The organism is Rhodobacter maritimus (assembly GCF_058747975.1).
The window spans coordinates 2,294,638-2,318,338 of sequence record NZ_CM179095.1; the positions used below are offsets into that span (position 1 = coordinate 2,294,638).

Sequence of the window (23,701 nt, forward strand, 5' to 3'; positions counted from 1 at the left end):
CCTACCGCCCCCCGCGCGTCAGGATGTCCGAGATCTGGCCCTGCGGACGGCTGCGCGTCAGCGCCAGCAGGATTCCCATCGCCAAACCGCTTGCGATCACCGACGAGCCGCCATAGCTGACGAAAGGCAGCGTCATTCCCTTGGCGGGCAACAGGCGCACGGCCACGCCCATATTGATCAGCGCCTGCACGCCGAAGGCACAGGTCATGCCCGCCCCCGCCAGCCGGGTGAAGGGATCGCGCTCGCGCATCAGGCGCACCAGCGAGCGCACCACGATGGTCGCGTAAAGCGCAAGAATGCACAGCACGAGGATCAGGCCGTATTCCTCGGCCGCGACGGCGATGATGAAATCGGTATGCGCATCGGGCAGCGACCATTTCACCGTGCCCTCGCCCACGCCCACGCCGAAGAACCCGCCTTCCTGAATGGCGTTGGTCGCATAGCCGATCTGGGTGCGGGGGTCGATATCGGCGGCAAGAAATCCGTCGATGCGGCGGGCGAAATGCTCGGACGCGTTATAGGCGGCGAACCCGCCCATCACCGTCAGCCCCGCAAGAACGGTCAGAAGGACGATCGGCGCGCCGGCCACGAAATAGATCACGCCCCAGGAAAAGAGCACGAGAGAGGCCTGCCCGAAATCCGGCTGCAACGCCAGAAGCAGCACCACGATCAGCGCGACGACGAAGGAATAAAGCCGCCCCGGCGGGCCCGCCACCTCCTGGCTGGCGGCCATGAACCATGCCACGAGGACGACGAAGCCGGGCTTGAGAAACTCGGACGGTTGCACCGAGGCGAAGCCGAACGAGAACCAGCGCACGGCGCCCTTGCCGAAATCGGTCCCGAAGACGGGCAGCAGCAGCAGCGCCACGAAGGCCCCGGCAAATCCCAGCACGCCCAGGCGGCGGATCTGCGTCGGGTTCAGCATCGACACCAGCATCATGACGCCAAGCGCGACGCCCCCGAAGAACGCCTGCCGCTTGACGTAGTAGAAGGGTTCAAGCCCGTTCTTCTCGGCCAGCGGAACCGAAGCGGCAAGGCCCAGAAGCATGCCAAGCGCAAATAGCATCAGCACGCTGGACAGCGCCCATTTGTCGATCGTCCGCCACCACCGTGGAAGAATCGGTTCACCGGCCCTTACGGGCACCGTGCCAAACACCATTTCTGTCATGGGCTACCGCCGTCACTGCCTCAGGATGCCCGTTTGCCGGGTCTGGGGAAAAGTGTAGCCCATTCCGTGGCCTATGGCTAGAACCGAGTTGCGCCGCGCGCACGCGCCCCGCGACGATGCAGCCGGTCACTCCCGGCTTGCGGGCGGCGGGGCCTTGCGGCAGGTTCGGCTGGATCGTCCACTTCAGCCCAAAGGCCCGAAATGACCGAATCCTGCCTGTTTTGCCGCATCGCGCGGGGCGAGTTGCCCGCCCGTATCCTGCATGAGGACGCGCATGTCATGGCCTTTCTGGACCTGCACCCGATCCGGGCGGGTCACGCACTTGTCATCCCCAAGGCGCATTACCCGTGGTTCGAGGATCTGCCGCAGGATCTGGCGACCCGGATCACCGCGCAGGCGCAGCGGCTGGCGCGGGCGATGAAGGCGCTTTATGGGGTGGAGCGCGTCTCGATGTTCTATACCGGCATCCATGTCGCCCATGCCCATGCGCATGTCGTCCCGATGCATCACATCCATGACGTGACCTCGCAGGCCTACCTGGCCGAAGGCCCCGGCGGGTTTTCCACCCCGCCCTCGCCCGCGCCGGACGTGCTGGAGGAGGTGGCGCGCGACCTACGCGCCCGCATGGAGGGCTAAGGCTCAGCCCCCGAGGGCTTCGACCAGTTCGATGAAATGCGCGCCGCGTTTCTCGAAATTCGGATACTGGTCGAACGAGGCCGCCGCCGGGGCAAGCAGCACCGTCTCGCCCGCCGCGGCCTCTTCGGCGGCGCGGGCGACCGCACGCTCCATCGTTTCGCAGATCTCATGGGGCAGATCGCCCAGTTCCAGCGCGAAATCGCGCGCCGAATGGCCGATCAGATAGGCCTTGACCACCGCGCCGAGGAAGGGCTGCAACGCCGCGATCCCGCCATCCTTGCCCAGCCCCCCGGCAATCCAGCGAATGCGCGGGAAGGCCTGCAATGCCTTGGCCGCGCTGTCGACATTGGTGGCCTTCGAGTCGTTGACGAAGCGCACGCCCCCGCGTTCCGCCACCAATTGCGAGCGGTGCGGCAGGCCTGCGAAGCTGTGAAAGGCGGCCTCGATATCGCGGGGCGACAGGCCGAGCGTGCGGCAGGCCGCATAGGCCGCGCAGGCATTTTGATGGTTATGCGCGCCGGGCAGTCCCGCCACCCCGCGCAAATCGATCGAGGCGATCTGACGCCCCTTGCGCCATTCGGCCAGATGCCCCTTGCGGGCAAAGACCGACCAGCCGAAATCGCCCAGCTTGCGCCCCGACGAGATCCGGATCACGCGGTCATCCCCGGGCCCGACGGCGATCTGGTTGGCAAGATAGACGCCCTCGGGCTCGTCCACGCCGATCACGGCGCGATCGGGGCCGCCCTCGGCAAAAAGGCGGCGTTTCGCGGCGAAATAGCCGCCCATGCCGCCATGGCGGTCCAGGTGGTCGGGCGAAAGATTGGTGAAGACCGCGATGTCGGGCGTCAGCGCGCGGGCCAGATCGGTCTGATAGCTGGAAAGCTCCAGCACCACGACCTCGCCGTCGGAGGGGGGATCGAGGTCAAGAACCCCGCGCCCGATATTGCCCGCCATCTGGGTCGGGCGGCCGACATGTTCAAGGATGTGATGGATCAGCGCGGTGGTGGTGGATTTGCCGTTCGATCCGGTGACGCAGATGCTGCGCGGGGCGGTGTCGAAGGCGTCCCAGTCCCGCGTGGCCCAGGAGCGGAAGAACAGCCCGATATCGTTGTCGACCGGGATGCCCTCGGCCATGGCGCGGGCGACGAGCCGGTTCGGCGCGGGGTAAAGATGCGGAATGCCGGGCGAGACGATCAGTGCCGAAACGCCCTGCCAGGCCTCGGCGCGGCCCAGATCGTGGAGAGGGAAGCCCGCGGCTTCGGCATTGGCGCGCGCCTCGGGGCTGTCGTCCCACAGGAGGGGCTCGGCGCCGCCGGCCCGCAGCGCCGCCGCCGTGGCCAGGCCCGAGCGCCCCAGCCCCAGCACCGCGACCTTGTGACCCTCGAAGCCCTGAACCGGAATCATGCCCGCCCCTTTCCGTGCAGGCGGGGGCGCCGCCCCCGCACCCCCGGGATATTTGAACGAAGATGAAAGGGGAAGAGGGAAGCGGCGGTCCCTAGCGCAGCTTGAGCGTGGCCAGCCCGATCAGCGCGAGGATCAGCGAGATGATCCAGAAGCGGATGACGATCTGCGGCTCGGCCCAGCCCTTCTTTTCGAAATGGTGGTGGATCGGGGCCATCAGGAAGACGCGCTTGCCGGTCTTCTTGAAATAGAGCACCTGGATGATCACGCTCAGCGCCTCGACCACGAAAAGGCCGCCGACGATGGCCAGGACGATCTCGTGCTTGGTGCAGACCGCGATGGCGCCGAGCGCGCCGCCAAGGGCAAGCGATCCGGTATCGCCCATGAAGACCGCCGCGGGGGGCGCGTTATACCACAAAAAGCCGAGCCCGCCGCCGATCAGGGCCGCGGTGAAGACGAGGATCTCGCCCGTGCCGGGCACGAAATGGACGCCGAGATATTCGGTGAAGTCGACGCGGCCGACGATATAGGCGATTGCGCCGAGTGTCCCGGCCGCGATCATCGCTGGCATGATCGCAAGGCCGTCGAGACCGTCGGTGAGGTTCACCGCATTGGCCGAGCCGACGATGACGATCATGGCGAAGGGGATGAACAGGTAGCCCATATTGATGAGCGCATCCTTGAAGACCGGCATCGCGAGCTGGTTCGACAGGTTTTCCGGATGAAGCCATGAGGCCGCGGCAGCCCCCCCCGCCGCCAGCAAAAGCCCCAGCAGCATACGCACGCGCGACGACACGCCCTTGGTGTTTTGCTTGGTCACCTTGGCATAATCGTCGGCAAAGCCGATCAGGGCATAGCCATAGGTCACGATCAGGACGATCCAGACATACCCGTTATCGAGCCGCGCCCATAGAAGTGTGGAGACGAGCATCGCCGAAAGGATCAGCAGGCCGCCCATCGTGGGCGTTCCGGCCTTGGCAAAATGCGTGGCCGGGCCATCGTCGCGGATCGGCTGCCCCTTGCCCTGCTTGCGGCGCAGGATGTTTATCAGCGGCCGGCCGAAGAGAAAACCGAACAACAGCGCGGTAAAGAACGCCGCGCCCGCCCGGAAGGTGATGTAGCGAAAGAGGTTGAAGAAATCCCCGCCATCCGAAAGTCCGGTCAACCAATACAGCATTACTCAGTTCCCCTTGCCGCGCCGTGCGCTTCGGCCGCGCCCGCCTGCCCCAGTTTGCGGATCGCGTCAACCACCATGCTGACCTTCGAGCCCTTGGAGCCTTTCACGAGCACCACATCGCCCGCATCCACAAGATGCACCGCACGCGCGGCCATGTCGGCCGCGGTTTCGTGCCATTCGCCGCGCTTGCGCAGCGGCAGCGCCTGCCACAGCGCGCGCATCATCGGGCCTGCGCAATGCACCGTGTCGATCGCCGCCATGGCGGGATGCGCGGCCAGATCGGCATGCATCTGCACCGCGTCGGGGCCAAGTTCCAGCATATCGCCCAGAACCGCGACGCGGCGTCCGTTCTTCACCCGCCCGACCCCGTCGCGCGGCGCGACCGCGCCCAGCACCTCGAACGCGGCGGCCATCGAGCCGGGATTGGCGTTGAAGGCATCGTCGAAAAGGTCGATCGTCTGCTGCTCGTCCACGATGTCGAGATAGACCCGTTCGCGCGCGCCGCGACCGGCGGGCGGGCGCCACAGCCCCATGTCGCAGGCCGCGACGGCCGGATCGGCGCCCACCGCCTCGGCCAGGGCCAGAACGCCAAGCGCGTTGGCCGCGAAATGCGCGCCGGGCGTCATCACCTTGAACAGAAGCGGATCATTGCCGCGCAGGGCCTGCACGATCGTCGCATCGCCCGAGATCCGGGCCGAGACAAGCCGATAGTCGCTGCCCTCGGCGGGGCCGAAGCGCAGCACGCGGCCGGCGCGCGCGGCGGCTGCCTCGAGGATCGGGGTGACGGCAAGCCCCGTGGGGATCACCGCAACGCCGCCCGGCTCCAGCCCCTCGAAGATGCTGGCCTTTTCGCGGGCGATCCCCGCGACATCGCCGAAAGCCTCCAGATGGGCGGCGGTGACGGTGGTGATCATCGCCGCATGCGGGCGTGCCATGCGGGCAAGGGGCGCGATCTCTCCGGGGTGGTTCATGCCGATCTCGATCACGGCGAAATCGGCATCCTGCGGCAGGCGGGCAAGCGTGATGGGCACGCCCCAGTGGTTGTTGAAGCTGGCCTCGGCGGCGTGGACCTTGCCCTGCGCCAGAAGAACGGCGCGCAGCATCTCCTTGCTCGAGGTCTTGCCGACCGAGCCGGTCACCGCGATCACCCGCGCCCGCGCGCGCGCCCGTCCGGCACGGCCCAGATCCTCGAGCCCGCGCAGGACATCGGGCACGATCAGCAGCGGATCGCGTTCCGAACAGCCTTCGGGAATGCGGCTGACCAGCGCGGCCGCGGCCCCGCGCGCAAGCGCGTCGGCCACGAAATCATGCCCGTCACGCACGTCCTTCAGCGCCACGAACAGATCGCCGGGGCGCAACGAACGGGTGTCGATCGACACGCCGGTGGCGGCAAAGCTGCGGGTGGCGCGCCCACCGGTTGCCGCCGCCGCATCGGCCGAGGTCCACAGAACGCCCATCAGATCTTTCCATCCAGCGCCGCGACGGCCACGCTGGCCTGTTCGGCATCGTCGAAGGGATAGACATCGGTGCCGATCACCTGCCCGCTTTCATGCCCCTTGCCCGCGACCAGAAGCGCGTCGCCCGGCCCAAGCGCATCGACCGCGCGCAGGATCGCCTCGGCCCGGTCGCCGACCTCGTGAATGCCCGGCCCGCCCGGAATGCGCGCGCCCTCCAGCACCGCGGCGCGGATCGTCGCGGGGTCCTCGGTGCGCGGATTGTCGTCGGTGACAAAGACCACATCGGCATTTTCCGCCGCCGCGCGCCCCATCAGCGGGCGCTTGCCGCGATCCCGGTCGCCGCCCGCGCCCAGAACCACGATCAGCCGCCCCATGACATGCGGGCGCAGGGCGCGCAGCGCGGTCTGCACCGCATCGGGCGTATGGGCGTAATCGACGAAGACCGCGGCGCCATTCTCGCGCGTGGCGGCCAGCTGCATGCGGCCGCGCACCGTGCTCAGCCGCGGCAGGACGGCGAAGACCTCGTCGGCATCGGCCGCGGTGCCGATCACCAGCGCCGCCGCGCCAAGCACGTTCATTGCCTGGAAGCCGCCGATCAGGTGCAGCCGGGCCATGTGGACCCTGCCCTGCCAGCTGAAGCGCAGATCCTGCCCCGTCGCGTCGAACCGCTGGCCCAGCAGGCGCATCTCGGCACCCTCGGCCTGGCCCACGCCGATCATGCGCTGCCCGCGCACCCGGACGTAATCGGCCAGCTTGCCCGCCACCGGATCGTCAAGATTGATCACCGCCACCCCGTCCTCGGGCAGAACGCGGGTGAACAGCCCCGCCTTGGCGGCGAAATATTCGTCGAAGGTGGCGTGGTAATCCAGATGATCCTGGGTGAAATTGGTGAAGGCCGCCGCCGACAGGCGCACGCCGTCCAGCCGCCGCTGCGCCAGCCCGTGGCTCGAGGCCTCCATCGCCGCATGCGTGACCCCCGCGGCGGCCATGTCGGCCAGAAGCCGGTGCAGGGTGACGGGTTCGGGCGTGGTATGGGCCGACGGCGCGCTATAGGCGCCCTCGACGCCGGTGGTGCCGATATTGGCGCCCTCAAGGCCGAGATGCTGCCAGATCTGGCGCGTGAAGGTGGCGACCGAGGTCTTGCCGTTGGTGCCCGTCACCGCGACCATGGTCTGCGGCTGCGCGCCGAAGAACAGCGCCGCGGCGAAGGCGAGCGCCTGACGCGGGTCCTCGGTCACGACCAGTGCGGCCGGCGCCCCGGCAAGCGCCTCGCGCGCGATCTCGGCGCCCGCGCGGTCGGTCAGCACGGAACGCGCGCCCATGCGCAGGGCATAGGCGATGAACTCGGCGCCATGCACCTTCGTGCCGGGCAGGGCCGCGAACAGATGGCCCGGCTTCACCAGCCGGCTGTCCACGCTGATGCCGGTGACCTCGGCATCGCCGCCATGCGATGCGGTCAGCCCCAGCCCGGCCAGCGTTCTTGCCCCGTCACCCATGTCATGCGCCCTTTCGATTGACCCGGCCATTTACCGGGCGGGCCAAGGCTGCGTCAATTCCGCACAAGCGTCAGCGCCTCCGGATCGGCGGGTTCCGCCACCGGGCGCAGGCCCAGAAGCGGCGCGGTGCGGCGGATCACCTCGGCGGCGACCGGCACGGCGGTCCAGCCTGCGGTGCGGCGCGCCTCGCCGGCGATCACCTCGACCGGCTCATCGAGCGTCAGCACGAGGACATATTTCGGGTCCGAGGCCGGAAAGACGCTGGCGAAGGTGGCGATCACCTTGTCCTTGTAATAGCCGCCGGTGGGCTTGGCCTTGTCGGCGGTGCCGGTCTTGCCCGCCACCTCATAGCCCTTGATCTCGGCGAAAGAGGCGGTGCCGCGCGTCACCACGGCGCGCATCATGTCAAGCGAGGTGCGTGCGACCTCGGGGCGCATGACCTGGGCGCCGGGGGTCGGGGCCGCGCCATGCAAAAGCGTCGGCGTGACCTTGCGCCCGCCATTGGCGATGGTGGCATAGGCCGCGGCAAGGTGCAGCGGGCTGGCCGAAAGCCCGTGCCCGTAGGCGATGGTCATCGAGGAAATCTCGGACCATTTCTGCGGCAGGATCGGGCGCCCGGTCGGGGCCTCGACCATCTCGACCCCGGTCGGGGTGAGGAAGCCCAGACCGTCAAGGAAGCCGCGCTGCCGCTCGCCCCCGATCATCATGGCGATCCGCGCCGTGCCGATATTCGAGGATTTGACGATGATGTCGGTGACCGACAGTTCCTTGCCGTAATTGTGGAAATCACGGATCCGGTGGCGGCCATAGACCATCGGGCTTTTCGTGGCGATCATGGTGTCGGGATTGACAAGCCCCAGTTCCAGCGCCTGCGCGACGGCAAATATCTTGAAGGTCGAGCCAAGCTCGTAGACGCCCTGCACCGCGCGGTTGAACAGCGGGCTGTCCGAGGCATCGCCCTTGGTCAGCGGCGCGGGGCGGTCGTTGGGGTCGAAATCGGGCAGGCTTGCCATCGCCACGATCTCGCCCGAGCCGACCTCCATCAGGATCGCGGTCGCGCCCTTGGCATCCATCAGGCGCATGCCGCCGGCCAGCACCTCTTCCATCGCGGCCTGCACCGTCAGATCAAGCGACAGGCTGAGCGGCGCGCCCTCGTTGCCGGGATCGCGCAGCCAGCCGTCGAACGCCTTCTCGACCCCGGCAACACCAAGGATCTCGGCGGAATCAACGCCTTCGCGGCCAAAGCTCGCGCCGCCCAGGATGTGCGAGGCAATCGCGCCATTGGGGTAAAGGCGCATCTCGCGCGGGCCGAACAGAAGCCCCGGATCGCCGATGTCATGCACCGCCTGCATCTGTTCGGGGCTGATCTTCTTCTTGATCCACAGGAACTTGCGCCCGCCGGTGAAGTCCTTGACCAGCCGGTCGCGGTCAAGATCGGGGAAGATCTCCACCAGACGTTCGGCCGCGCCCACCGGATCGACCATCATCTGCGGCTGCGCATAAAGCGCGTGGGTGACAAGGTTGGTCGCCAGCACGCGGCCTTCGCGGTCGACGATATCGGCGCGCTGCGCAAGGATCTCGGTGCCCGAAGAGGCAAGCTGCGGCTCATAGGGTTCGGACGCGGCAAGCGAGCCCATGCGCGTGCCCACGGTGACGAATGCGCCCAGAAACAGCAGCGCCATCACCAGAAGGCGCCCCTCGGCCCGCGAACGGGCCTTGTCGCGGTTCATCTCGCCCCGCAGGCGGATATTCTCGCGCTCGATCGCGTCGGGGTTCTCGCCCCTGGCGCGGGCCGAAAGGATGCGGGCCAGAGGGCGCAGCGGCGTGCGGATCATTGGGCATCCTCCGTGGCGGTTCCGGGCGTGGAGATCACGTCCACCGGCTCAAGCACCGGCAGATTCTCGGGCTTGGGATAGGCAACCTGCGACACCGCGCCGAACTGTTCCGGCGCCAGCGGCATCAGCGCGAGGCGCTGGAAGTTCAGGTTGGCCAGTTCGCGCAGCCGGTCGGGGCGGTTCAGATAGGCCCATTCCGCCTTCAGCACGCCCAGACCTTCGCGCAGCGATGCGATTTCAGTTTGCAGGCGGCGCATCTCGGATTGCCGCGACTGGGTCTGATAATTCTCGCGGTAGGCCCAGAAAGCCAGCCCCATCACGCAAAGCGCGGTGGCAAGATAGATCAGAGACCTCATCTGGACCCTCCTTTCAACACGGGCGCGGGCAGCCCGAGACTGGCGCGGTCGGCACGGCCTGCGGGCGCGTCCGTGCGCTGCGCAACCCGCAGCTTGGCCGAGCGTGCGCGCGGGTTTTCCGCAAGCTCTTCGTCATCCGGCGCGACAGCCTTGCTGAGCAGCCTGAAGGCGGGCGGCACGGTCTGGCGCGCGGGCGCGTATCTGGACCCCTGCCCCTCGGCCCCCGAACGCGCCTGGAAGAAGCGCTTCACCACGCGATCCTCAAGCGAATGGAAGGATACGACCGCCAGCTTGCCACCGGGCTTCAGCGCGCGCTCGGCGGCCTCCAGCCCCTCGATCAGCTGGCCGAATTCGTCGTTCACGGCGATGCGGATCGCCTGGAAGGACCGCGTTGCGGGATGGCTTTGCCCCGGTTTCGGGCGCGGCAGACACCGCTCGATCACCGCGGCAAGCTGCAAGGTGGTCTGGAACGGGCGCGCCGCCACGATGGCCCGTGCGATCCGCCGCGAAGCGCGCTCTTCGCCGTAATGGTAAAGGATTTCGGCCAGTGCGCCCTCATCAAGCGTGTTGACCAGATCGGCGGCGCTCGGCCCGCTGTCGCCCATGCGCATGTCGAGCGGCCCGTCGCGCAGGAAGGAAAAACCGCGCTCGGGCATGTCAAGCTGCATGGAGCTGACGCCGAGGTCCAGAACGACCCCGTCAAGCGGCTCGCCCGCCAGCCGGTCAAGGTCCGAGAACGTGCCCTCGACAAGGCGCAGCCGGTCGCCGTATTCGCCGCGCCAGCTTTCGGCCATGGCGATGACCATGGGATCGCGGTCCACCCCGATCACCCGCGCGGCCCCCGCGGCAAGCAGGCCACGGCTGTAGCCGCCCGCGCCGAAGGTGCCATCCAGCCACACGCCCTCAACAGGCGCGACCGCCCGCAGAAGCGGGCGCAGCAGGACGGGAATATGGGGGGCGGCAGCCGACGTCATGGGCTACCTCGGCGGCGTGGGCAGATTTACCAGCGGATCATAGCCCTTGGGCCGCTTTGCCGAACGTTCGGCGAAAATCTCGGATTGCGCGGCCTCATAGGCCGAGGGCTCCCAGATCTTGAACGAGGTGCCGGCCGACACGAAAAAGGCCTCGGTCTTCAGGCCGATCTTCTCGCGCAGCTTCTGCGGCAGGACAAGCCGGCCGTCATCGTCGATCTGCGCCTCGTGCGACTGGCCATACATCAGCTCTTCGATCTCTGCACGCTCGGGGCTGCCGCGCTGCATCATGTCGATCTGCGCGTCGATCTCGGCAACCGCCTCCATCGTATAGACCTGAAGCCAGTTCTGATCGGGGCCGCCATAGACGATGACGATATTGGGGCGATTGGTGGGGGCCCAGTCGGGATCGCTTGCCTCGATCACGCGGCGGAAAGAGGCGGGGATGGAAACGCGACCCTTCGCGTCCACCTTGAAAGTCTCCGAACCTCTGAACCTGCGTGCCACCGGCGCGCTCCTGTCCCGTTTCCCCTAGTGAGCCTGTAATGAAAACGGCGGATCGGACTGCTGCCACTGTCCGATCCGCCGCCCTCGTCCCATCTCTGGGCTTGTCCGACTGCGCGCGCCACCTGGGGGGATGTCTGCTCGCTCACGCGCCGGATCTCTTTTTTTCGTGAAGCGGGTGCCTGTATGAAACCTGCTTGTTTTCGCCGTGAGGTCTTTTTGCCTCTTGAGCCCGCCTTCTCGATGAACAAGGGATGACACGGGAATTCATGGGAAGCAACAGGAAATTATGGGCAGAGGCACGATATCTGGTGCCGGGAGCGCTATGAAAACAAGGCCTAGCTCGGCTGCGCACCCAGAAAAACAGGCACTTATAGTAAGGCCTGAAAGATCGACTACAAAATATAGACAAGAATGGGCGAAGGCCGGGCAGTCCCGCCATATCCCATTTTTCTTTCGAGGTGCGCCCGAATTTGCGTAGAAAAGCTCGGAAAATGCGGCTGGATCACAGCCAATCACAGCCAAGTGATTCGTCTACGGGGGGCCGAAGCCCCCCGTTTCCCATGAAATACCATGACACAGCGCCGGGGCCTGCGCGGATCAGATCGCGCCCTGCCCGATCAACTTCCGCGCAAGGGCGGCATAGGCCTCGGCCGCGGCACCTTCGCCGGCGGCCACCGGGGTTCCCGCATCGCCCGCAAGCCGAACCGACAGGTCCAGCGGCAGTTCACCCAGATAGGGCAGGCCCAGCCTTGACGCCTCGGCCCCCACGCCGCCATGGCCGAACAGATGCGCCTCATGCCCGCAGTTGGGGCATATATAAGTAGACATGTTCTCGATCAGGCCCAGCACCGGCGTGCCCAGCCGGTCGAACATGTTGAGCGCCTTGCGCGCATCCAGCAGCGCCACGTCCTGCGGGGTGGACACCACGATCGCACCGTCGAGCCGGGTCTTCTGGCACAGCGTCAGCTGCACATCGCCCGTGCCCGGCGGCAGATCGACGATCAGAACGTCAAGCGGGCCGTCATGCGCCCAGGCGACCTGCCCCAGCATCTGTTGCAGCGCGCCCATCAGCATCGGGCCGCGCCAGATCACCGCCTCGTCCTCTTTCAGCATGAGGCCGATCGACATCATCGTCACCCCATGCGCCTGAAGCGGCAGGATCGTCTTGCCATCGGGCGAGGACGGGCGGCGGTTCACCCCCATCATCCGCGGCTGGCTGGGGCCGTAGATATCGGCATCCAGCAGCCCCACCTTCTTGCCCGCCCGCGCAAGCGCCACCGCAAGGTTCGAGGCGACGGTGGATTTGCCCACGCCCCCCTTGCCCGATCCGACCGCGATGATCCTGCGCACGCCGGCCACCGGCTCGGGCCCCGCCTGCGGCTTGGGATGGCCGCCGATCTTGGGTGCCCCCATGCCGCCGGGCGCGTGCGTCGTCGTCAGGATCGAGACCTGTTCGACCCCCGGCAATCCCCGCACCGCCGACTCGAGGGCCGGGCGCACCGATTCCAGCATCTTCGCAACCTCGGCCGAACCGCCCTCGAGCACGAATCGCACCGTTCCGCCCTCGGCGGCAAGAGCGCGCACGAAATCGCGCGACACGACATCGCCGCCATCGGGCAGGGTGATTCCGCGAATTGCCGCCAGAACGGCGTCCTTGGTGACGGGCATGTGATCCCCTTTCGTGAAAGCTTTCGGGAAATGTGTTCTCTTTGCAGCATAAGGCAAGCCCCCGGACAAACATCGCCCATCTTTTAGACAAGATGACGCGGGGTTAGCCTCTTTTAGGTCAGCATCTGTTATGCACTTTCTGCATGGCAGAATTGACACTCCGAGGTATTGTGCAAGTGCAGCATTGAGCGCATGTTAGCCCCAACAAGATGACCGATCAGGTTCAGGCCGGTGGTGATCTGCAAAGACTAGAGGCGAAAGACAATGGCACTCATTCAGGACATCCGCGGCGCTCAGGGCGGCCTTGCCGAGCGCGTATCGGACTTCTTCGCGGCACTGGCCGAAGCGCGCGCCCGCCGCGCGGTCTACCGCCAGACGCTGCGCGAACTGAAGGCCCTTTCGGGCCGCGAGCTGGCGGATCTCGGGATCCCGCGCTCGACCATCACCCGGGTGGCGCTGGAAGCCGCATACGGGAAGTGAGTTTACATTCCTGAGGCCCCTCCTCCTCCCTGGGTCTCGGAAATCGGCGGCGCCCTCTTCCTCCTCCCTGAGGGCGTCGCCACAAGATACCGGCCCAAGGATCACCGCGTGATCCATGCCGGACGCCGAAGCGAAGACCTCCTCCTCCTCCCTGAGGTCTCGTGATGAAGGCGGCGACCCCTCTCCTCCTCCCTGGGGTCGCCGCACTTCGCCCGGCACGGAATGCGTGCGGCCCCTCCTCCTCCCTGGGTCGTGCGTGAAGAAGCGATGGCCTCCTCCTCCTCCCTGAGGTCATCGCTGGAAATACCGAAGGCCCCCTCCTCCTCCCTGGGGCCGACGGCAAAGATGCGGCGACGCCCCTCCTCCTCCCTGGGCGTCGCCGTTTTCTTTATCGGGGGGCCTTTCCATCACCGTTCCCCCGCCCGGAAGGGCCGATTGCACGGTTGCACAATGCGCCATGGCGGGGCATGGGTGGGCGGTCATGCGGCGCAAGGGGGCGGGATGCTTTCGTATCAGCACAGCTATCACGCGGGAAATCTGGCCGATGTGCACAAGCACGCGCTGCTGGCCACGATGCTGGATTACCTGACGCGCAAGGACAAGCCGCTGAGCTATATCGAATCCCATGCCGGGCGCGGGGTCTATGCGCTTGACGCGCCCGAGGCCACAAAGACGCAAGAGGCGGCGCAGGGCATCGGGCGCATCGAAGGCGCGGGCTGGTTCGCCCCCGACCACCCCTATATGCGCGCCTTGCAGGCAACGCGGCAGGCGCATGGCCGCATGGCCTATCCCGGCTCTCCCATGATCGCGGCCAGCCTGTTGCGCCCTGTCGACAGCCTGCACCTGTGCGAACTGCACCCGAAGGAATTCGCGGCGCTGCGCGCGGCGATGGCACCGCATGGCGGGATCTTCCACCAGAAGGACGGGTTGCAGATGGCACTTGCGCTGTGTCCGCCCACACCGCGCCGCGGCCTTCTGCTGATCGACCCGAGCTATGAGGTCAAGGCGGATTACGCCACCCTGCCCAGGGTCATCGCCCAGATCGCGCGCAAATGGAATGTCGGCACGCTGGCCCTGTGGTATCCGATCCTTGCCGCGCAGCCCCATCGCCCGATGGTCCGCGCCCTGCGCGCCGACCACCCCGAGGCCCTGCTGCACGAGGTCCGCTTCCCCCCCGCGCGCGAGGGCCATGGCATGACCGGATCGGGGATGTTCGTCCTCAACCCGCCCTGGGGCCTTGCCGAGGAGGCAACCCGCCTCGGCGCGCTGTTCCAGGGCCTCTGACCGCGCCCCCTAGAAGGGCAGATCGTCGACCGCATCGGCCGCGATCACGAACGAGGCGAGCAGCTTCTTCTCTCCCGCCTTGTCGAAATCGACGGTCAGCTTGTCCCCTTCGATCCCGCGCACCGCGCCATAGCCAAATTTCTGGTGGAACACCCGGTCGCCGATGTCAAAGGCGCTTGCCGCCTCATGGTCGATCACCTGGGGACGCGGGCGCGCGACCGGGCGCGCCGCCGCCCCGCGATCCTGCATCCGCTTCCAGCCCGGAGAGTTGTAGACATCGGCCCGCGCGGCCCGCTCCTCGATCCCGGCGGACGCGCCCCCGAAACCGCCCGCCGCGCCAAAGCCCCCGCCATAAAGCCCCGGCGGCGTCAGCACCTCGACATGGATCGCGGGCAATTCGTCGATGAAGCGCGACGGGAGCTGGCTTTGCCATTGGCCATAGACCCGCCGGTTCCCGGCGAAACTGATCGTGCAAAGCCGCTCGGCGCGGGTGATGCCCACATAGGCCAGCCTGCGCTCTTCCTCCAGCCCGCGCAGCCCGGTCTCGTCCATCGCGCGTTGGCTGGGGAACAGCCCGTCTTCCCATCCGGGCAGGAAAACGGCCGGAAATTCAAGCCCCTTGGCGGCATGCAGCGTCATGATCGACACTTTCGCCTCGGCGTCCTCGCTTTCATTATCCATGATCAGCGCGACATGTTCGAGAAAGCCCTGCAGGTTGTCGAACTGCTCCAGCGCCTTGACCAGCTCCTTGAGGTTCTCAAGCCGGCCCGGCGCCTCGGGCGATTTGTCGTTCAACCACATCTCGGTATAGCCCGACTCCTCCAGGATCGTCTCGGCCAGGCGGACATGGTCCTCGCCGGCCAGGACCGCGCCATGCCAACGCCCGATCCCCTCGACGAAGGCGCGCAACTGCCCCGCCCCGCGCGCCCCGATCAAGCCCTCGGCCAGAACCGCCTGCGCGCCCGTCACCAGCCCGGCCCCGGCCTCGCGCGCGCGGCGCTGGATCACCTGCTGCGCCTTGTCGCCAAGCCCGCGCTTGGGCGTGTTCACGACCCGCTCGAAGGCCAGATCGTCCTCCGGGCTGACCGCAAGGCGGAAATAGGCCATGGCATCGCGGATCTCCATCCGCTCATAGAATCGCGGGCCGCCGATCACCCGGTAAGGCAGACCGATGGTCAGGAAACGGTCCTCGAAGGCGCGCATCTGATGGCTGGCGCGCACCAGGATGGCCTGATCGTCCAGACTGACGGGATCAAGCCCCCGCGTGCCGCGCGCAAGCGCCTCGACCTCATCCCCGATCCAGCGCGCCTCGGCCTCGCCGTCCCAATGCCCGATCAGCCGCAGCTTCTCGCCGCCCTCGGCCTCGGTCCACAGGGTCTTGCCCAACCGCCCCGCATTGGCCGCGATCAACCCCGAGGCCGCCCCCAGGATATGCTCGGTCGAGCGGTAGTTCTGCTCCAGCCGGATCACCTGCGCGCCGGGGAAATCCTTCTCGAACCGCAGGATGTTGCCCACCTCCGCGCCGCGCCAGCCATAGATCGACTGATCGTCGTCGCCCACGCAGCAGATGTTGCGATGGCCCTGCGCCAGAAGCCGCAGCCACAGATACTGCGCCACGTTGGTATCCTGATACTCGTCAACCAGGATATACCGGAACCAGCGCTGATACTGCTGCAACACATCCTCATGCGCCTGAAAGATCGTCACCATGTGCAGCAGCAGATCCCCGAAATCCACGGCATTCAGCGTGCGCAGCCGCTCCTGATAGGCGGCATAAAGCTCGCCCCCGCGATGGTTGAACGCCCCCGCCTCCCCGCCCGAGATCCTGCCGGGCACCAGCGCGCGGTTCTTCCAGCCGTCGATGATCCCCGCCAGCTGCCGCGCGGGCCAGCGTTTCTCGTCCATGTTCGCGGCCACGATCAACTGCTTGAGCAGCCGGATCTGGTCATCGGTGTCGAGGATCGTGAAATTCGACTTCAGCCCCACCAGCTCGGCATGCCGGCGCAACAGCTTCACGCAGACCGAATGGAACGTGCCCAGCCAGGGCATCCCCTCCAGCGTATGGCCCAGAAGCCGGCCGACCCGCTCCTTCATCTCGCGCGCGGCCTTGTTGGTGAAGGTCACGGCCAGAATCTCGTTCGGCCGCGCCCGCCCGGTATTGAGCAGATGCGCAATCCGCGTGGTCAGCGCCCGGGTCTTGCCGGTGCCCGCCCCCGCCAGCATCAGAACCGACCCGTCCATCGCCTCGACCGCGGCGCGCTGCGCCGGGTTCAACCCCTCAAGATAGGGCTGCCCCCGCGCCGCCATGGCGCGTTGCGACAGGGGCACGGCTGCCTCGAAGGCACTTTCGTCATCATATCCGCTCATGGCCCCAATCTACCCCGCATGCCCGGCGCCGCCAAGGCAAGTTCCGCAAATGTTCTTCATCTTCGCAAAAATATCCCGGGGGGTGCAAGGGGGGCAGCGCCCCCCTTTGCCCGCTCAGCCCGGATGCACCAGCGATGCGAACAGACGCGGATCAAGGCTCTGCGCCGCGAATGTCGGCCCCTCGGTCAGAAGGCTCACCGCATCATGCGAATGCAGGCTTTCCTGATGGCTGGCCAGCACCCGGAAATCCCCGATCCTCGGATCGGCCAGAAGCTCCGCGGCAAAGGCACGGGCGGCATCCTCCACGAAGATCGGATTGGCGGCGTTCAGCTCGGCAAAGGCCTGCTCGTCCTCGCGCTTGACCATGACCTGCGTTTCCGTCGGCACCGCGCGGCGCGCCATGTCGATCAGATCCTCGAACCACAGGCAGCGCCCTTCCTCGGCCACGACCGAGATCCGCGCGACCGAACGCTGCGAATGCGGCGTGGCAAGCTGCCCGCGCGTGTAGCGCGCATGTTCGGACAGTTCCAGCGAACAGGGACAGGTCGAGGAATAGACGTAATCGAGATGGATGATCTTCCTGCGCACCCCCGCGGTTTCCACCAGTTCCAGCGCGATGTCGTAATACTGCCATCCGACAAGGCCGGAACGCAGGCTTTCCACCTTCGCCGGAAAGGAAAACCGCATCTGGATCCGCGCGTCGAAACTGTCCAGGTGGTCCTTGTAATCATCCAGCGCCGCCGCGATCACCTCGAACGAGAACGACCGCTCCGCATGACCGTAGAACGAGCGCATGATCCGGCTCATGTTGATGCCCTTCTTCTCGGCATCAAGGCTGACCGTCCCCGTCACGCTCGTCTCCAGCGTCAGATCGCCATTGTCGCGGGCATGGTAGCGGATCGGCAGGCGGAAATTCGAGATCCCCACATGCTGGATCTGCGCGCGCGCACCCACGATCAGGCTGGCCGGGCCGTTCTGAAGGTCGGGCAATCCGGCCTTGTAGGCGGCATCCGCGACGAAATCCTCGGGGTAGTCGCGCTTCAGGTCGGGGTAGTTGGACGGCACCCGCCCCGGCAACAACCGCGCGATCGCGGGATCGAGCGCGGCAATCTCCGCCTCGGTCGCCCCGGCGGCCCATGAACGCAGGACGCGCAGCGCCTCGCGGGCGTCATCGGGGGCCGGAGGCATCGGCCCCTTGCCTTGAATGTTCATCCTGTCACCCTCCAGCGCGAACCAGATGTCGCCAATATGGGCGCCGGGCTGCGGTTATCCAAGGAAATACGCGCGGGACTATCGCGGGCGGCCGGAACGGGCGCAATCGCAAAACCACGCACCGTTGCGCCCTTGCCATGGCTTTCCCTTATCGGTCGCGGCGGTTTGCGCGCATGACGGGAACGTGCTTAATGGCCCGCAGAGGTTGAGGGGAGCATGCGATGATCCGCAGGACATTGTCCGCCGTTCGAAAGAAGCTTGGCCTTGTGAGCTATTCCGAAATGATGCTCCTGCACGACGCCAACCTGCTGGCACAGGCGCGGATGGGCAATTTCTGGCAAGACGTGCCCAAGCGCAAGAAATCGAACGAAGCCCTTACCAAGCTGTTTTACGGCCTCGTGCGCGAAACCGAACCGCGGCTGTTCATCGAGGCGGGCGCGGAAACCGCCTTCGCCTCGCGCCATGTGCGCACGTTCCTGCCCAAGGCCCGCATCGTCGCCTTCGAGGCAAGCCCCGAGAATTACGCGACCTATTCGGCCAGCCAGCCCTTCGAAAAACTGCGCATCGACTATCGTCACTGTGCCGTCTCGGACCATACCGGAACGCTGACACTGAACATGCGCGACGACGGGACCGAGAATTTCGCGGCAAACAGCCTTTTGCCCCGCAGCGAGGACAACTACCCCGTCCGGCAGGTCACGGTCCCCTGCACAACGCTGGACGACGCCTTTCCGGACTGCCCGCGCTGCGCCTTGTGGATCGATGTGGAAGGCGCCTCCCGCCAGCTGATCTCGGGCGCGCAGGACGTGCTGAAACGCGCCAATGTCGTGATGATCGAGGTCGAGGAAAAGCAATACTGGAAAGACCAGTGGCTAGCGACCGATGTCAGCATCGCTATGATGAAAATGGGCCTTGTTCCCGTGGCGCGCGATTTCGAGATGACGGCGCAGCACAATATCGTCTTCCTGCGCGCCAGCCTGTTGCGCCACCATGACCGGGCGCGCCGCTGCGTGGAATATTTCCACAGCGTGCTGTCACGGATCTGAGCAGCGGGCGGGCGGCGAACCGCCCGCACCCCGCTCAGGCGCGGTCAAGCGCCTGCATCACATCCGCAACCAGATCCGCACCGTCCTCGATCCCCATCGAGATCCGCACCAACCCCGGCGTGATACCCAGCAGGTCCTTCTGCTCTTGCGGCAGACGCTGATGCGTCGTCGTGGCCGGGTGGGTGGCGATGGATTTCGCGTCCCCGAGGTTGTTGGAGATCTTGACGATCTCAAGCGCGTTGAGAAAGCGGAACGCCGCCTCCTGCCCGCCCGCGATATCCAGCGAAACCATCGTGCCGCCCGAACCCATCTGCTCCATCACCAGCGCATGCTGCGGGTGATCCATCAGGCCCGGATAGATCGCGCGCGCAACCTTGGCATGCCCCGCCGTGGCCGAGGCGACGGCCGCGGCATTGGCCGCCTGCGCACGGACCCGCAGATCCAGCGTCTGCATGCCGTTCAGCATGATCCAGGCGTGAAAGGGACTCATCGCGCCGCCGGTATGCTTCATGTAGGTCTCGAGCGGGCCGCGGATATAGTCACGCGTGCCGCAGATCACCCCGCCAAGCGCGCGCCCGCCGCCGTCGATATGCTTCGTCGTGGAATAGACCACCACATCGGCACCCAACGCGACCGCGCGGCTGAAGACCGGCGTGGCGAAAACATTGTCCACGATGACCAGCGCACCGACGCCATGCGCGATCTCGGCCACGGCCCGGATGTCGATCACCTCGAGCGTCGGGTTCGACACGCTTTCGAAGAACACGGCCTTCGTGTCGGCGCGCACCGCACCGCGCCACTGGTCCAGGTCAAGCCCGTCGACCAGCGTCACCTCGACCCCGAAACGGGCAAGGATCTCAAGCACATAGAGGCAAGATCCGAACAGCGCCCGCGCCGCGACGACATGATCGCCCGCTTTCAGGATCGCGGTCAGCGCCCCGTTGACCGCGGCCATCCCCGAGGCGGCGGCAAAGGCGTCCTCGGTGCCCTCGATCGCGGCGATGCGATCCTCGAACATCCGGGTGGTGGGGTTGCCGTAGCGGGCATAAATGAATTCGTCATCGCCCGCCTGGACAAAGCGCGCCTGCGCCTGCTCGGCGCTGTCATAGACGAAACCCTGCGTCAGGAAGATGCCCTCGGCCATCTCGCCATACTGGCTGCGGCGGATACCTTCGTGAACAAGCTTGGTGCGGGTCTTCCAATCGGCCATGGGCGCCTCCTGCGACAGGCTGTCGCGATTCCGCTCTGGCGATAACAAGCGCGCGCGCGCCGGTCAATGGAAAGGGCGGCGCGGCGCTTGCGGATCGTGGCCCAACTGTCATGCTGCGCACCCGAACAGGAGGCTGAGATGATCGAACTTTATTACTGGCCCACGCCGAACGGCTGGAAAATCACCATCGCGCTGGAAGAGATGGGGCTGCCCTACCGGATCAACCTGGTCAATATCGGCGCGGGCGAACAGTTCGCGCCCGATTTCCTGAAGATCGCGCCGAACAACCGCATGCCCGCCATCATCGACCCCGATGGCCCCGACGGCGCGCCCCTGTCCATCTTCGAATCCGGCGCGATCCTGCAATACCTTGCCCGCAAGTCCGGCCTCTTCTGCGGCAGGACCGAGCGCGAACGGGTTGCCGTGGATCAATGGCTGATGTGGCAGATGGGCGGGCTTGGCCCCATGGCCGGACAGGCGCACCACTTCCTGAAATACGCCCCGGCCATGGACCCGCCGCAGGACCTGCCCTACGCCAAGGATCGCTACCGGCGCGAGGTTGCGCGGCTTTACGGCGTGCTGGACCGGCAACTGGCGCAGGGCGCGTTCGTGGCCGGCGATGCGCCCACGATCGCGGATTTCGCAATCTGGCCCTGGGCCAGTCTCTGGGAAGGCCAGGAACAGACCCTTGAGGACAAGCCCAACATGGCCCGCTGGCTTGATACCATGGCCGTGCGCCCCGCGGTGCAGCGTGGCCGCGCCGTGGCCGCCGAAATGCGCAACGATCCCGCGAAGGACCGCGCCGCGCAGTCGGTCCTGTTCAGGCGTTAGGGGTCTTTCCTCTCGATCCCGTAGCGGGCGAACAACCGGCCCTGCGCCATGAAGAAGGCGAACATCAGCACGGTCAGGCCGAAGGTCTTGAAGTTGACCCAGGCCTGATCGGACATGTTGCGCCAGATCACCTCGTTGGCGACGGCAAGCGCCAGGAAGAACAGCGCCATTCGCTGCGTCAGGATGCGCCAGCCCTCGGCCTCCATCGGCAGGGTCTCTTCCATCACCAGCGCAAGCCACGGGCGGCGCAGGAACAGGCCCAGCCCCAGGATGCCCGCGAAGATCAGATAGATGATCGTCGGCTTCATCTTGAAGAAACGCTCGTCATTCAGCCAGACCGACAGCCCGCCGAACACCACCACCAGAACCAGCGTGGCGATCTGCATCGGCGCAAGCCGCCCGGTCAACCGCCACAAGACCAGCGTGCTAAGCACGATCAGCGGCACGAACCCCGCCGTGGCAAGGATGAAGCCCGAATATTCCGTGCCCGCGATGACATGGGTTTCGCCCTTCAGCCGCGCGAAGGCCACGAAGAATATCAGCAGCGGGCCAAATTCCAGCGCAGCCTTGAGCCAGGGGTTGATCTTGCGTCCAGCCATCTGTTCGTCCTGCATTCCTCGCATCACGCGAAATGTTCGATTTGTTCAACTATCCGCCATTGCAGGCGGCGAAACCGGCACGCGGCTGTCGGTTTTGCACCAGCCGCGCAGCGCCTAAACCTCTTGCCCGACAAGCGCGCGGGCGAATTCTCCGGGGTCGAAAGGCGCCAGGTCGTCGATCTGTTCGCCCACGCCGATGGCATGGATCGGCAGGCCGAAGCGGTCGGCAAGCGCCACCAGGACGCCGCCTTTCGCGGTGCCGTCGAGCTTGGTCATCACCAGCCCCGACACGTCCGAGATCTTGCGGAACGTCTCGACCTGGCTCAGCGCGTTCTGCCCCGTGGTCGCATCCAGCACGAGGATCGTGTTATGCGGTGCGGTCTCGTCCTTCTTGCGGATCACGCGCACGATCTTGGCCAGTTCCTCCATGAGGTCGGCGCGGTTCTGCAACCGGCCCGCGGTGTCGATCATCAGCAGGTCCGCGCCATCGGCCTGCGCCTTGGTCATCGCGTCGAAGGCAAGGCTGGCCGGGTCCGAGCCCTCGGGCGCGGTCAGCACCGGCACGCCGGCCCGGTCGCCCCAGACCTGAAGCTGCTCGACCGCGGCGGCGCGGAACGTATCGCCCGCCGCGATGACCACCTTCTTGCCCGCCGCGCGGAATTGCGAGGCCAGCTTGCCGATCGTCGTGGTCTTGCCCGAGCCGTTGACCCCGACCACCAGCACGACCTGCGGGCGCTTGGGATAAAGCGGCAGCGGGCGGGCGACGGGCTCCATGATGCGGGCGATCTCGGCGGACAGAAGGCCCTGGATCTCGGGCACGGAGAGGCGCCTGCCCATGCGGCCCTCGGCCAGGTTGGCGGTCACGCGCAGGGCGGTATCGACCCCCATGTCCGAACGGATCAGCAGCTCTTCCAGGCTTTCGAGCATCGCATCGTCCAGCACCCGGCGCGGCACCTCCGCCTCTTCGGTGCGCCCCAGAAGGCGGCCGAACAGGCCCGCCTTCTTCGTAGGCGCCTCGGGTTCGGGGGCCGGGGCCGGTGCGGGCTGCGGCTCTGGCACCGGGGCGGGCGTTGCGACCGGCATGGCGGGCGCGGGCGCCTCGGGCGCAACGGCCTCGGGTTCGGAAGGTTCGGGCGCGGCCTCTTCCGGCGCGGGGGCCTCGGCGACGATATCCTCAAGCCCCTCCTCCAGTTTCGAGGAAGACTTCGTGAGCCGCGCTTTCAGCTTCTGGAAAAAGGACATCGGGGGCCTTTCGCTTGGATCGGGGCCGCCTTCCGGGGCGCCGGATGTCTTTTCACCTAATCAATCCGGGGCCGCGATGGAAGGGTCGGCGATCATGCGGGCAACGATCCCAGCACGATCAGCGCCTGCCCGCACCAGTAAAGTGCCCATAAAAGCCGCTTTACCCCCGCCCGCAATGGACCATCGCCCAGTACGAACATCTCCAGCGCCAGAAGCAGGTCCGAGGCGACGAAGGCCAGCACGCCAAACACCAGAATGCCCCGCCCCTCGGGCAAGCCCAGGGCGGCAAGCGCCATGGCCACGATCACCACGACATAGCCCCGCACCGGCCATCGCAGCGCCCCGGTGCGCGGCGCCAGCCACAGCTCGGTCGAGGCGCCAAGCGCCGCAAACCCCAGCAGCGCGGGCCAGGACGGCACGCCCGCGCCCAGCCCGACGAAGGCCGCGACATAGCACAGATGCCCCGCCGCAAAGGCCGCCATGCCGGCCAGAAAGGCGCGCGATCCAGGAAGCGACAAGGCCAGATCGCCAAGCGCCCCAAGCGCGAGCCCCAGAACGATCCAGCCCGGCGCGCCCGCCACCAGCCCAAGCAGGACAAGCGCCGCCACCGCCCCGGTCTTCACGATAGTTTTCGTGACCCCCGGCCCTTTTGTCGCAAGAAACACGCCCTGCCAAAGCGCAAGCGCAGCAGCGGAACCCAGCAGGATGAAGGCGGGAAAGGACAGCGGCATGCGGGCCACAAGCTCAGAAAACCTCGC

At 66.6% G+C, this 23,701-nt stretch carries 21 protein-coding genes; 5 read left to right on the forward strand and 16 right to left on the reverse strand.

Going from position 1 to position 23,701, the window contains the following annotated elements; all coding sequences use genetic code 11:
• Nucleotide 1: 1 nt before the first annotated feature.
• Entirely contained in the window at nt 2-1,168 is a 1,167-nt protein-coding gene (ftsW, locus tag AC4PTO_RS11710) for a putative lipid II flippase FtsW (RefSeq protein WP_492728665.1), read from the reverse strand.
• A gap of 201 nt (nt 1,169-1,369) precedes the next feature.
• Here ftsW and AC4PTO_RS11715 point away from each other — a divergent pair, with 201 nt between their 5' ends.
• Nucleotides 1,370-1,804, forward strand: coding sequence for an HIT family protein (locus tag AC4PTO_RS11715; protein ID WP_492728667.1), 435 nt, complete (start codon nt 1,370-1,372; stop codon nt 1,802-1,804).
• Between the two features lie 3 nt (nt 1,805-1,807).
• On the opposite strand, the gene murD is transcribed toward AC4PTO_RS11715, so the two are convergent.
• The 9 genes from murD to AC4PTO_RS11760 all read right to left on the reverse strand — a co-directional run bounded on the left by murD (nt 1,808) and on the right by AC4PTO_RS11760 (nt 12,672).
• Entirely contained in the window at nt 1,808-3,208 is a 1,401-nt protein-coding gene (gene murD, locus AC4PTO_RS11720; protein WP_492728669.1) for a UDP-N-acetylmuramoyl-L-alanine--D-glutamate ligase, read from the reverse strand.
• Between the two features lie 91 nt (nt 3,209-3,299).
• Complete coding sequence (gene mraY, locus AC4PTO_RS11725; protein ID WP_492728671.1) at nt 3,300-4,382, reverse strand: phospho-N-acetylmuramoyl-pentapeptide-transferase; 1,083 nt, start codon at nt 4,380-4,382, stop codon at nt 3,300-3,302.
• Nucleotides 4,382-5,839, reverse strand: a complete 1,458-nt coding sequence (locus AC4PTO_RS11730; RefSeq protein ID WP_492728673.1) for a UDP-N-acetylmuramoyl-tripeptide--D-alanyl-D-alanine ligase — start codon at nt 5,837-5,839, stop codon at nt 4,382-4,384. Before AC4PTO_RS11730 ends, mraY begins: the two co-directional genes overlap by 1 nt.
• A complete protein-coding gene (locus tag AC4PTO_RS11735; RefSeq protein WP_492728676.1) occupies nt 5,839-7,335 on the reverse strand; it encodes a UDP-N-acetylmuramoyl-L-alanyl-D-glutamate--2,6-diaminopimelate ligase in 1,497 nt (498 codons plus the stop codon). Before AC4PTO_RS11735 ends, AC4PTO_RS11730 begins: the two co-directional genes overlap by 1 nt.
• A gap of 53 nt (nt 7,336-7,388) precedes the next feature.
• On the reverse strand, nt 7,389-9,170 hold the full coding sequence (locus tag AC4PTO_RS11740) for a peptidoglycan D,D-transpeptidase FtsI family protein (RefSeq protein ID WP_492728678.1): 1,782 nt from the start codon (nt 9,168-9,170) through the stop codon (nt 7,389-7,391).
• Entirely contained in the window at nt 9,167-9,526 is a 360-nt protein-coding gene (gene ftsL, locus AC4PTO_RS11745; protein ID WP_492728679.1) for a cell division protein FtsL, read from the reverse strand. The genes AC4PTO_RS11740 and ftsL overlap by 4 nt, the downstream gene beginning before the upstream one ends.
• Nucleotides 9,523-10,500: a 16S rRNA (cytosine(1402)-N(4))-methyltransferase RsmH gene (rsmH, locus tag AC4PTO_RS11750; RefSeq protein ID WP_492728681.1), complete on the reverse strand. Its 978-nt coding sequence runs from the start codon at nt 10,498-10,500 to the stop codon at nt 9,523-9,525. Before rsmH ends, ftsL begins: the two co-directional genes overlap by 4 nt.
• A gap of 3 nt (nt 10,501-10,503) precedes the next feature.
• Nucleotides 10,504-10,968, reverse strand: coding sequence for a division/cell wall cluster transcriptional repressor MraZ (locus AC4PTO_RS11755; RefSeq protein ID WP_492728683.1), 465 nt, complete (start codon nt 10,966-10,968; stop codon nt 10,504-10,506).
• 633 nt (nt 10,969-11,601) lie between these two features.
• On the reverse strand, nt 11,602-12,672 hold the full coding sequence (locus AC4PTO_RS11760; protein ID WP_492728685.1) for an Mrp/NBP35 family ATP-binding protein: 1,071 nt from the start codon (nt 12,670-12,672) through the stop codon (nt 11,602-11,604).
• Nucleotides 12,673-12,936: 264 nt separating this feature from the next.
• Here AC4PTO_RS11760 and AC4PTO_RS11765 point away from each other — a divergent pair, with 264 nt between their 5' ends.
• The gene (locus AC4PTO_RS11765) at nt 12,937-13,152 is read left to right on the forward strand and encodes a DUF1127 domain-containing protein (protein ID WP_492728687.1); all 216 of its coding nucleotides are present in this window, start codon (nt 12,937-12,939) and stop codon (nt 13,150-13,152) included.
• A gap of 501 nt (nt 13,153-13,653) precedes the next feature.
• Nucleotides 13,654-14,436: a 23S rRNA (adenine(2030)-N(6))-methyltransferase RlmJ gene (locus AC4PTO_RS11770; RefSeq protein ID WP_492728689.1), complete on the forward strand. Its 783-nt coding sequence runs from the start codon at nt 13,654-13,656 to the stop codon at nt 14,434-14,436.
• 9 nt (nt 14,437-14,445) lie between these two features.
• Here AC4PTO_RS11770 and AC4PTO_RS11775 read toward each other — a convergent pair whose 3' ends face one another.
• On the reverse strand, nt 14,446-16,803 hold the full coding sequence (locus tag AC4PTO_RS11775) for an ATP-dependent helicase (RefSeq protein WP_492728691.1): 2,358 nt from the start codon (nt 16,801-16,803) through the stop codon (nt 14,446-14,448).
• A 114-nt stretch (nt 16,804-16,917) separates the two neighbouring features.
• Complete coding sequence (gene folE2 / locus AC4PTO_RS11780; protein WP_492728692.1) at nt 16,918-18,015, reverse strand: GTP cyclohydrolase FolE2; 1,098 nt, start codon at nt 18,013-18,015, stop codon at nt 16,918-16,920.
• 221 nt (nt 18,016-18,236) lie between these two features.
• Here folE2 and AC4PTO_RS11785 point away from each other — a divergent pair, with 221 nt between their 5' ends.
• Nucleotides 18,237-19,061, forward strand: coding sequence for an FkbM family methyltransferase (locus AC4PTO_RS11785; RefSeq protein ID WP_492728694.1), 825 nt, complete (start codon nt 18,237-18,239; stop codon nt 19,059-19,061).
• 34 nt (nt 19,062-19,095) lie between these two features.
• Here the strand turns inward: AC4PTO_RS11785 and metZ are convergent, their stop codons facing one another.
• Nucleotides 19,096-20,271: an O-succinylhomoserine sulfhydrylase gene (metZ, locus tag AC4PTO_RS11790; RefSeq protein ID WP_492728695.1), complete on the reverse strand. Its 1,176-nt coding sequence runs from the start codon at nt 20,269-20,271 to the stop codon at nt 19,096-19,098.
• A 138-nt stretch (nt 20,272-20,409) separates the two neighbouring features.
• On the opposite strand from metZ, the gene AC4PTO_RS11795 reads away from it, so the two are divergent.
• Complete coding sequence (locus tag AC4PTO_RS11795; RefSeq protein WP_492728697.1) at nt 20,410-21,102, forward strand: glutathione S-transferase N-terminal domain-containing protein; 693 nt, start codon at nt 20,410-20,412, stop codon at nt 21,100-21,102.
• Here AC4PTO_RS11795 and AC4PTO_RS11800 read toward each other — a convergent pair.
• From AC4PTO_RS11800 to AC4PTO_RS11810, 3 genes are all read right to left on the reverse strand, one after another.
• The gene (locus AC4PTO_RS11800; RefSeq protein WP_492728699.1) at nt 21,099-21,701 is read right to left on the reverse strand and encodes an inner membrane-spanning protein YciB; all 603 of its coding nucleotides are present in this window, start codon (nt 21,699-21,701) and stop codon (nt 21,099-21,101) included. The genes AC4PTO_RS11795 and AC4PTO_RS11800 overlap by 4 nt on opposite strands.
• Before the next feature lie 114 nt (nt 21,702-21,815).
• Nucleotides 21,816-22,943 (reverse strand): signal recognition particle-docking protein FtsY, encoded by a 1,128-nt coding sequence (gene ftsY, locus AC4PTO_RS11805; RefSeq protein WP_492728701.1) that lies wholly within the window; start codon nt 22,941-22,943, stop codon nt 21,816-21,818.
• Nucleotides 22,944-23,035: 92 nt separating this feature from the next.
• On the reverse strand, nt 23,036-23,674 hold the full coding sequence (locus AC4PTO_RS11810; RefSeq protein WP_492728703.1) for a lysoplasmalogenase family protein: 639 nt from the start codon (nt 23,672-23,674) through the stop codon (nt 23,036-23,038).
• Nucleotides 23,675-23,701 lie beyond the last annotated feature (27 nt).

Coding starts and splice junctions, on each gene's coding strand:
- AC4PTO_RS11770 (WP_492728689.1), top strand. CDS start 13,654: ATGCTTTCGTATCAGCACAGCTATCACGCGGGAAATCTGGCCGATGTG.
- AC4PTO_RS11795 (WP_492728697.1), top strand. CDS start 20,410: ATGATCGAACTTTATTACTGGCCCACGCCGAACGGCTGGAAAATCACC.
- ftsL (WP_492728679.1), bottom strand. CDS start 9,526: ATGAGGTCTCTGATCTATCTTGCCACCGCGCTTTGCGTGATGGGGCTG.
- ftsY (WP_492728701.1), bottom strand. CDS start 22,943: ATGTCCTTTTTCCAGAAGCTGAAAGCGCGGCTCACGAAGTCTTCCTCG.
- ftsW (WP_492728665.1), bottom strand. CDS start 1,168: ATGACAGAAATGGTGTTTGGCACGGTGCCCGTAAGGGCCGGTGAACCG.
- AC4PTO_RS11740 (WP_492728678.1), bottom strand. CDS start 9,170: ATGATCCGCACGCCGCTGCGCCCTCTGGCCCGCATCCTTTCGGCCCGC.
- mraY (WP_492728671.1), bottom strand. CDS start 4,382: ATGCTGTATTGGTTGACCGGACTTTCGGATGGCGGGGATTTCTTCAAC.
- AC4PTO_RS11735 (WP_492728676.1), bottom strand. CDS start 7,335: ATGGGTGACGGGGCAAGAACGCTGGCCGGGCTGGGGCTGACCGCATCG.
- rsmH (WP_492728681.1), bottom strand. CDS start 10,500: ATGACGTCGGCTGCCGCCCCCCATATTCCCGTCCTGCTGCGCCCGCTT.
- AC4PTO_RS11785 (WP_492728694.1), top strand. CDS start 18,237: ATGATCCGCAGGACATTGTCCGCCGTTCGAAAGAAGCTTGGCCTTGTG.
- murD (WP_492728669.1), bottom strand. CDS start 3,208: ATGATTCCGGTTCAGGGCTTCGAGGGTCACAAGGTCGCGGTGCTGGGG.
- folE2 (WP_492728692.1), bottom strand. CDS start 18,015: ATGAACATTCAAGGCAAGGGGCCGATGCCTCCGGCCCCCGATGACGCC.
- AC4PTO_RS11765 (WP_492728687.1), top strand. CDS start 12,937: ATGGCACTCATTCAGGACATCCGCGGCGCTCAGGGCGGCCTTGCCGAG.
- AC4PTO_RS11800 (WP_492728699.1), bottom strand. CDS start 21,701: ATGGCTGGACGCAAGATCAACCCCTGGCTCAAGGCTGCGCTGGAATTT.
- AC4PTO_RS11810 (WP_492728703.1), bottom strand. CDS start 23,674: ATGCCGCTGTCCTTTCCCGCCTTCATCCTGCTGGGTTCCGCTGCTGCG.
- AC4PTO_RS11775 (WP_492728691.1), bottom strand. CDS start 16,803: ATGAGCGGATATGATGACGAAAGTGCCTTCGAGGCAGCCGTGCCCCTG.
- AC4PTO_RS11760 (WP_492728685.1), bottom strand. CDS start 12,672: ATGCCCGTCACCAAGGACGCCGTTCTGGCGGCAATTCGCGGAATCACC.
- AC4PTO_RS11715 (WP_492728667.1), top strand. CDS start 1,370: ATGACCGAATCCTGCCTGTTTTGCCGCATCGCGCGGGGCGAGTTGCCC.
- metZ (WP_492728695.1), bottom strand. CDS start 20,271: ATGGCCGATTGGAAGACCCGCACCAAGCTTGTTCACGAAGGTATCCGC.
- AC4PTO_RS11730 (WP_492728673.1), bottom strand. CDS start 5,839: ATGGGCGTTCTGTGGACCTCGGCCGATGCGGCGGCGGCAACCGGTGGG.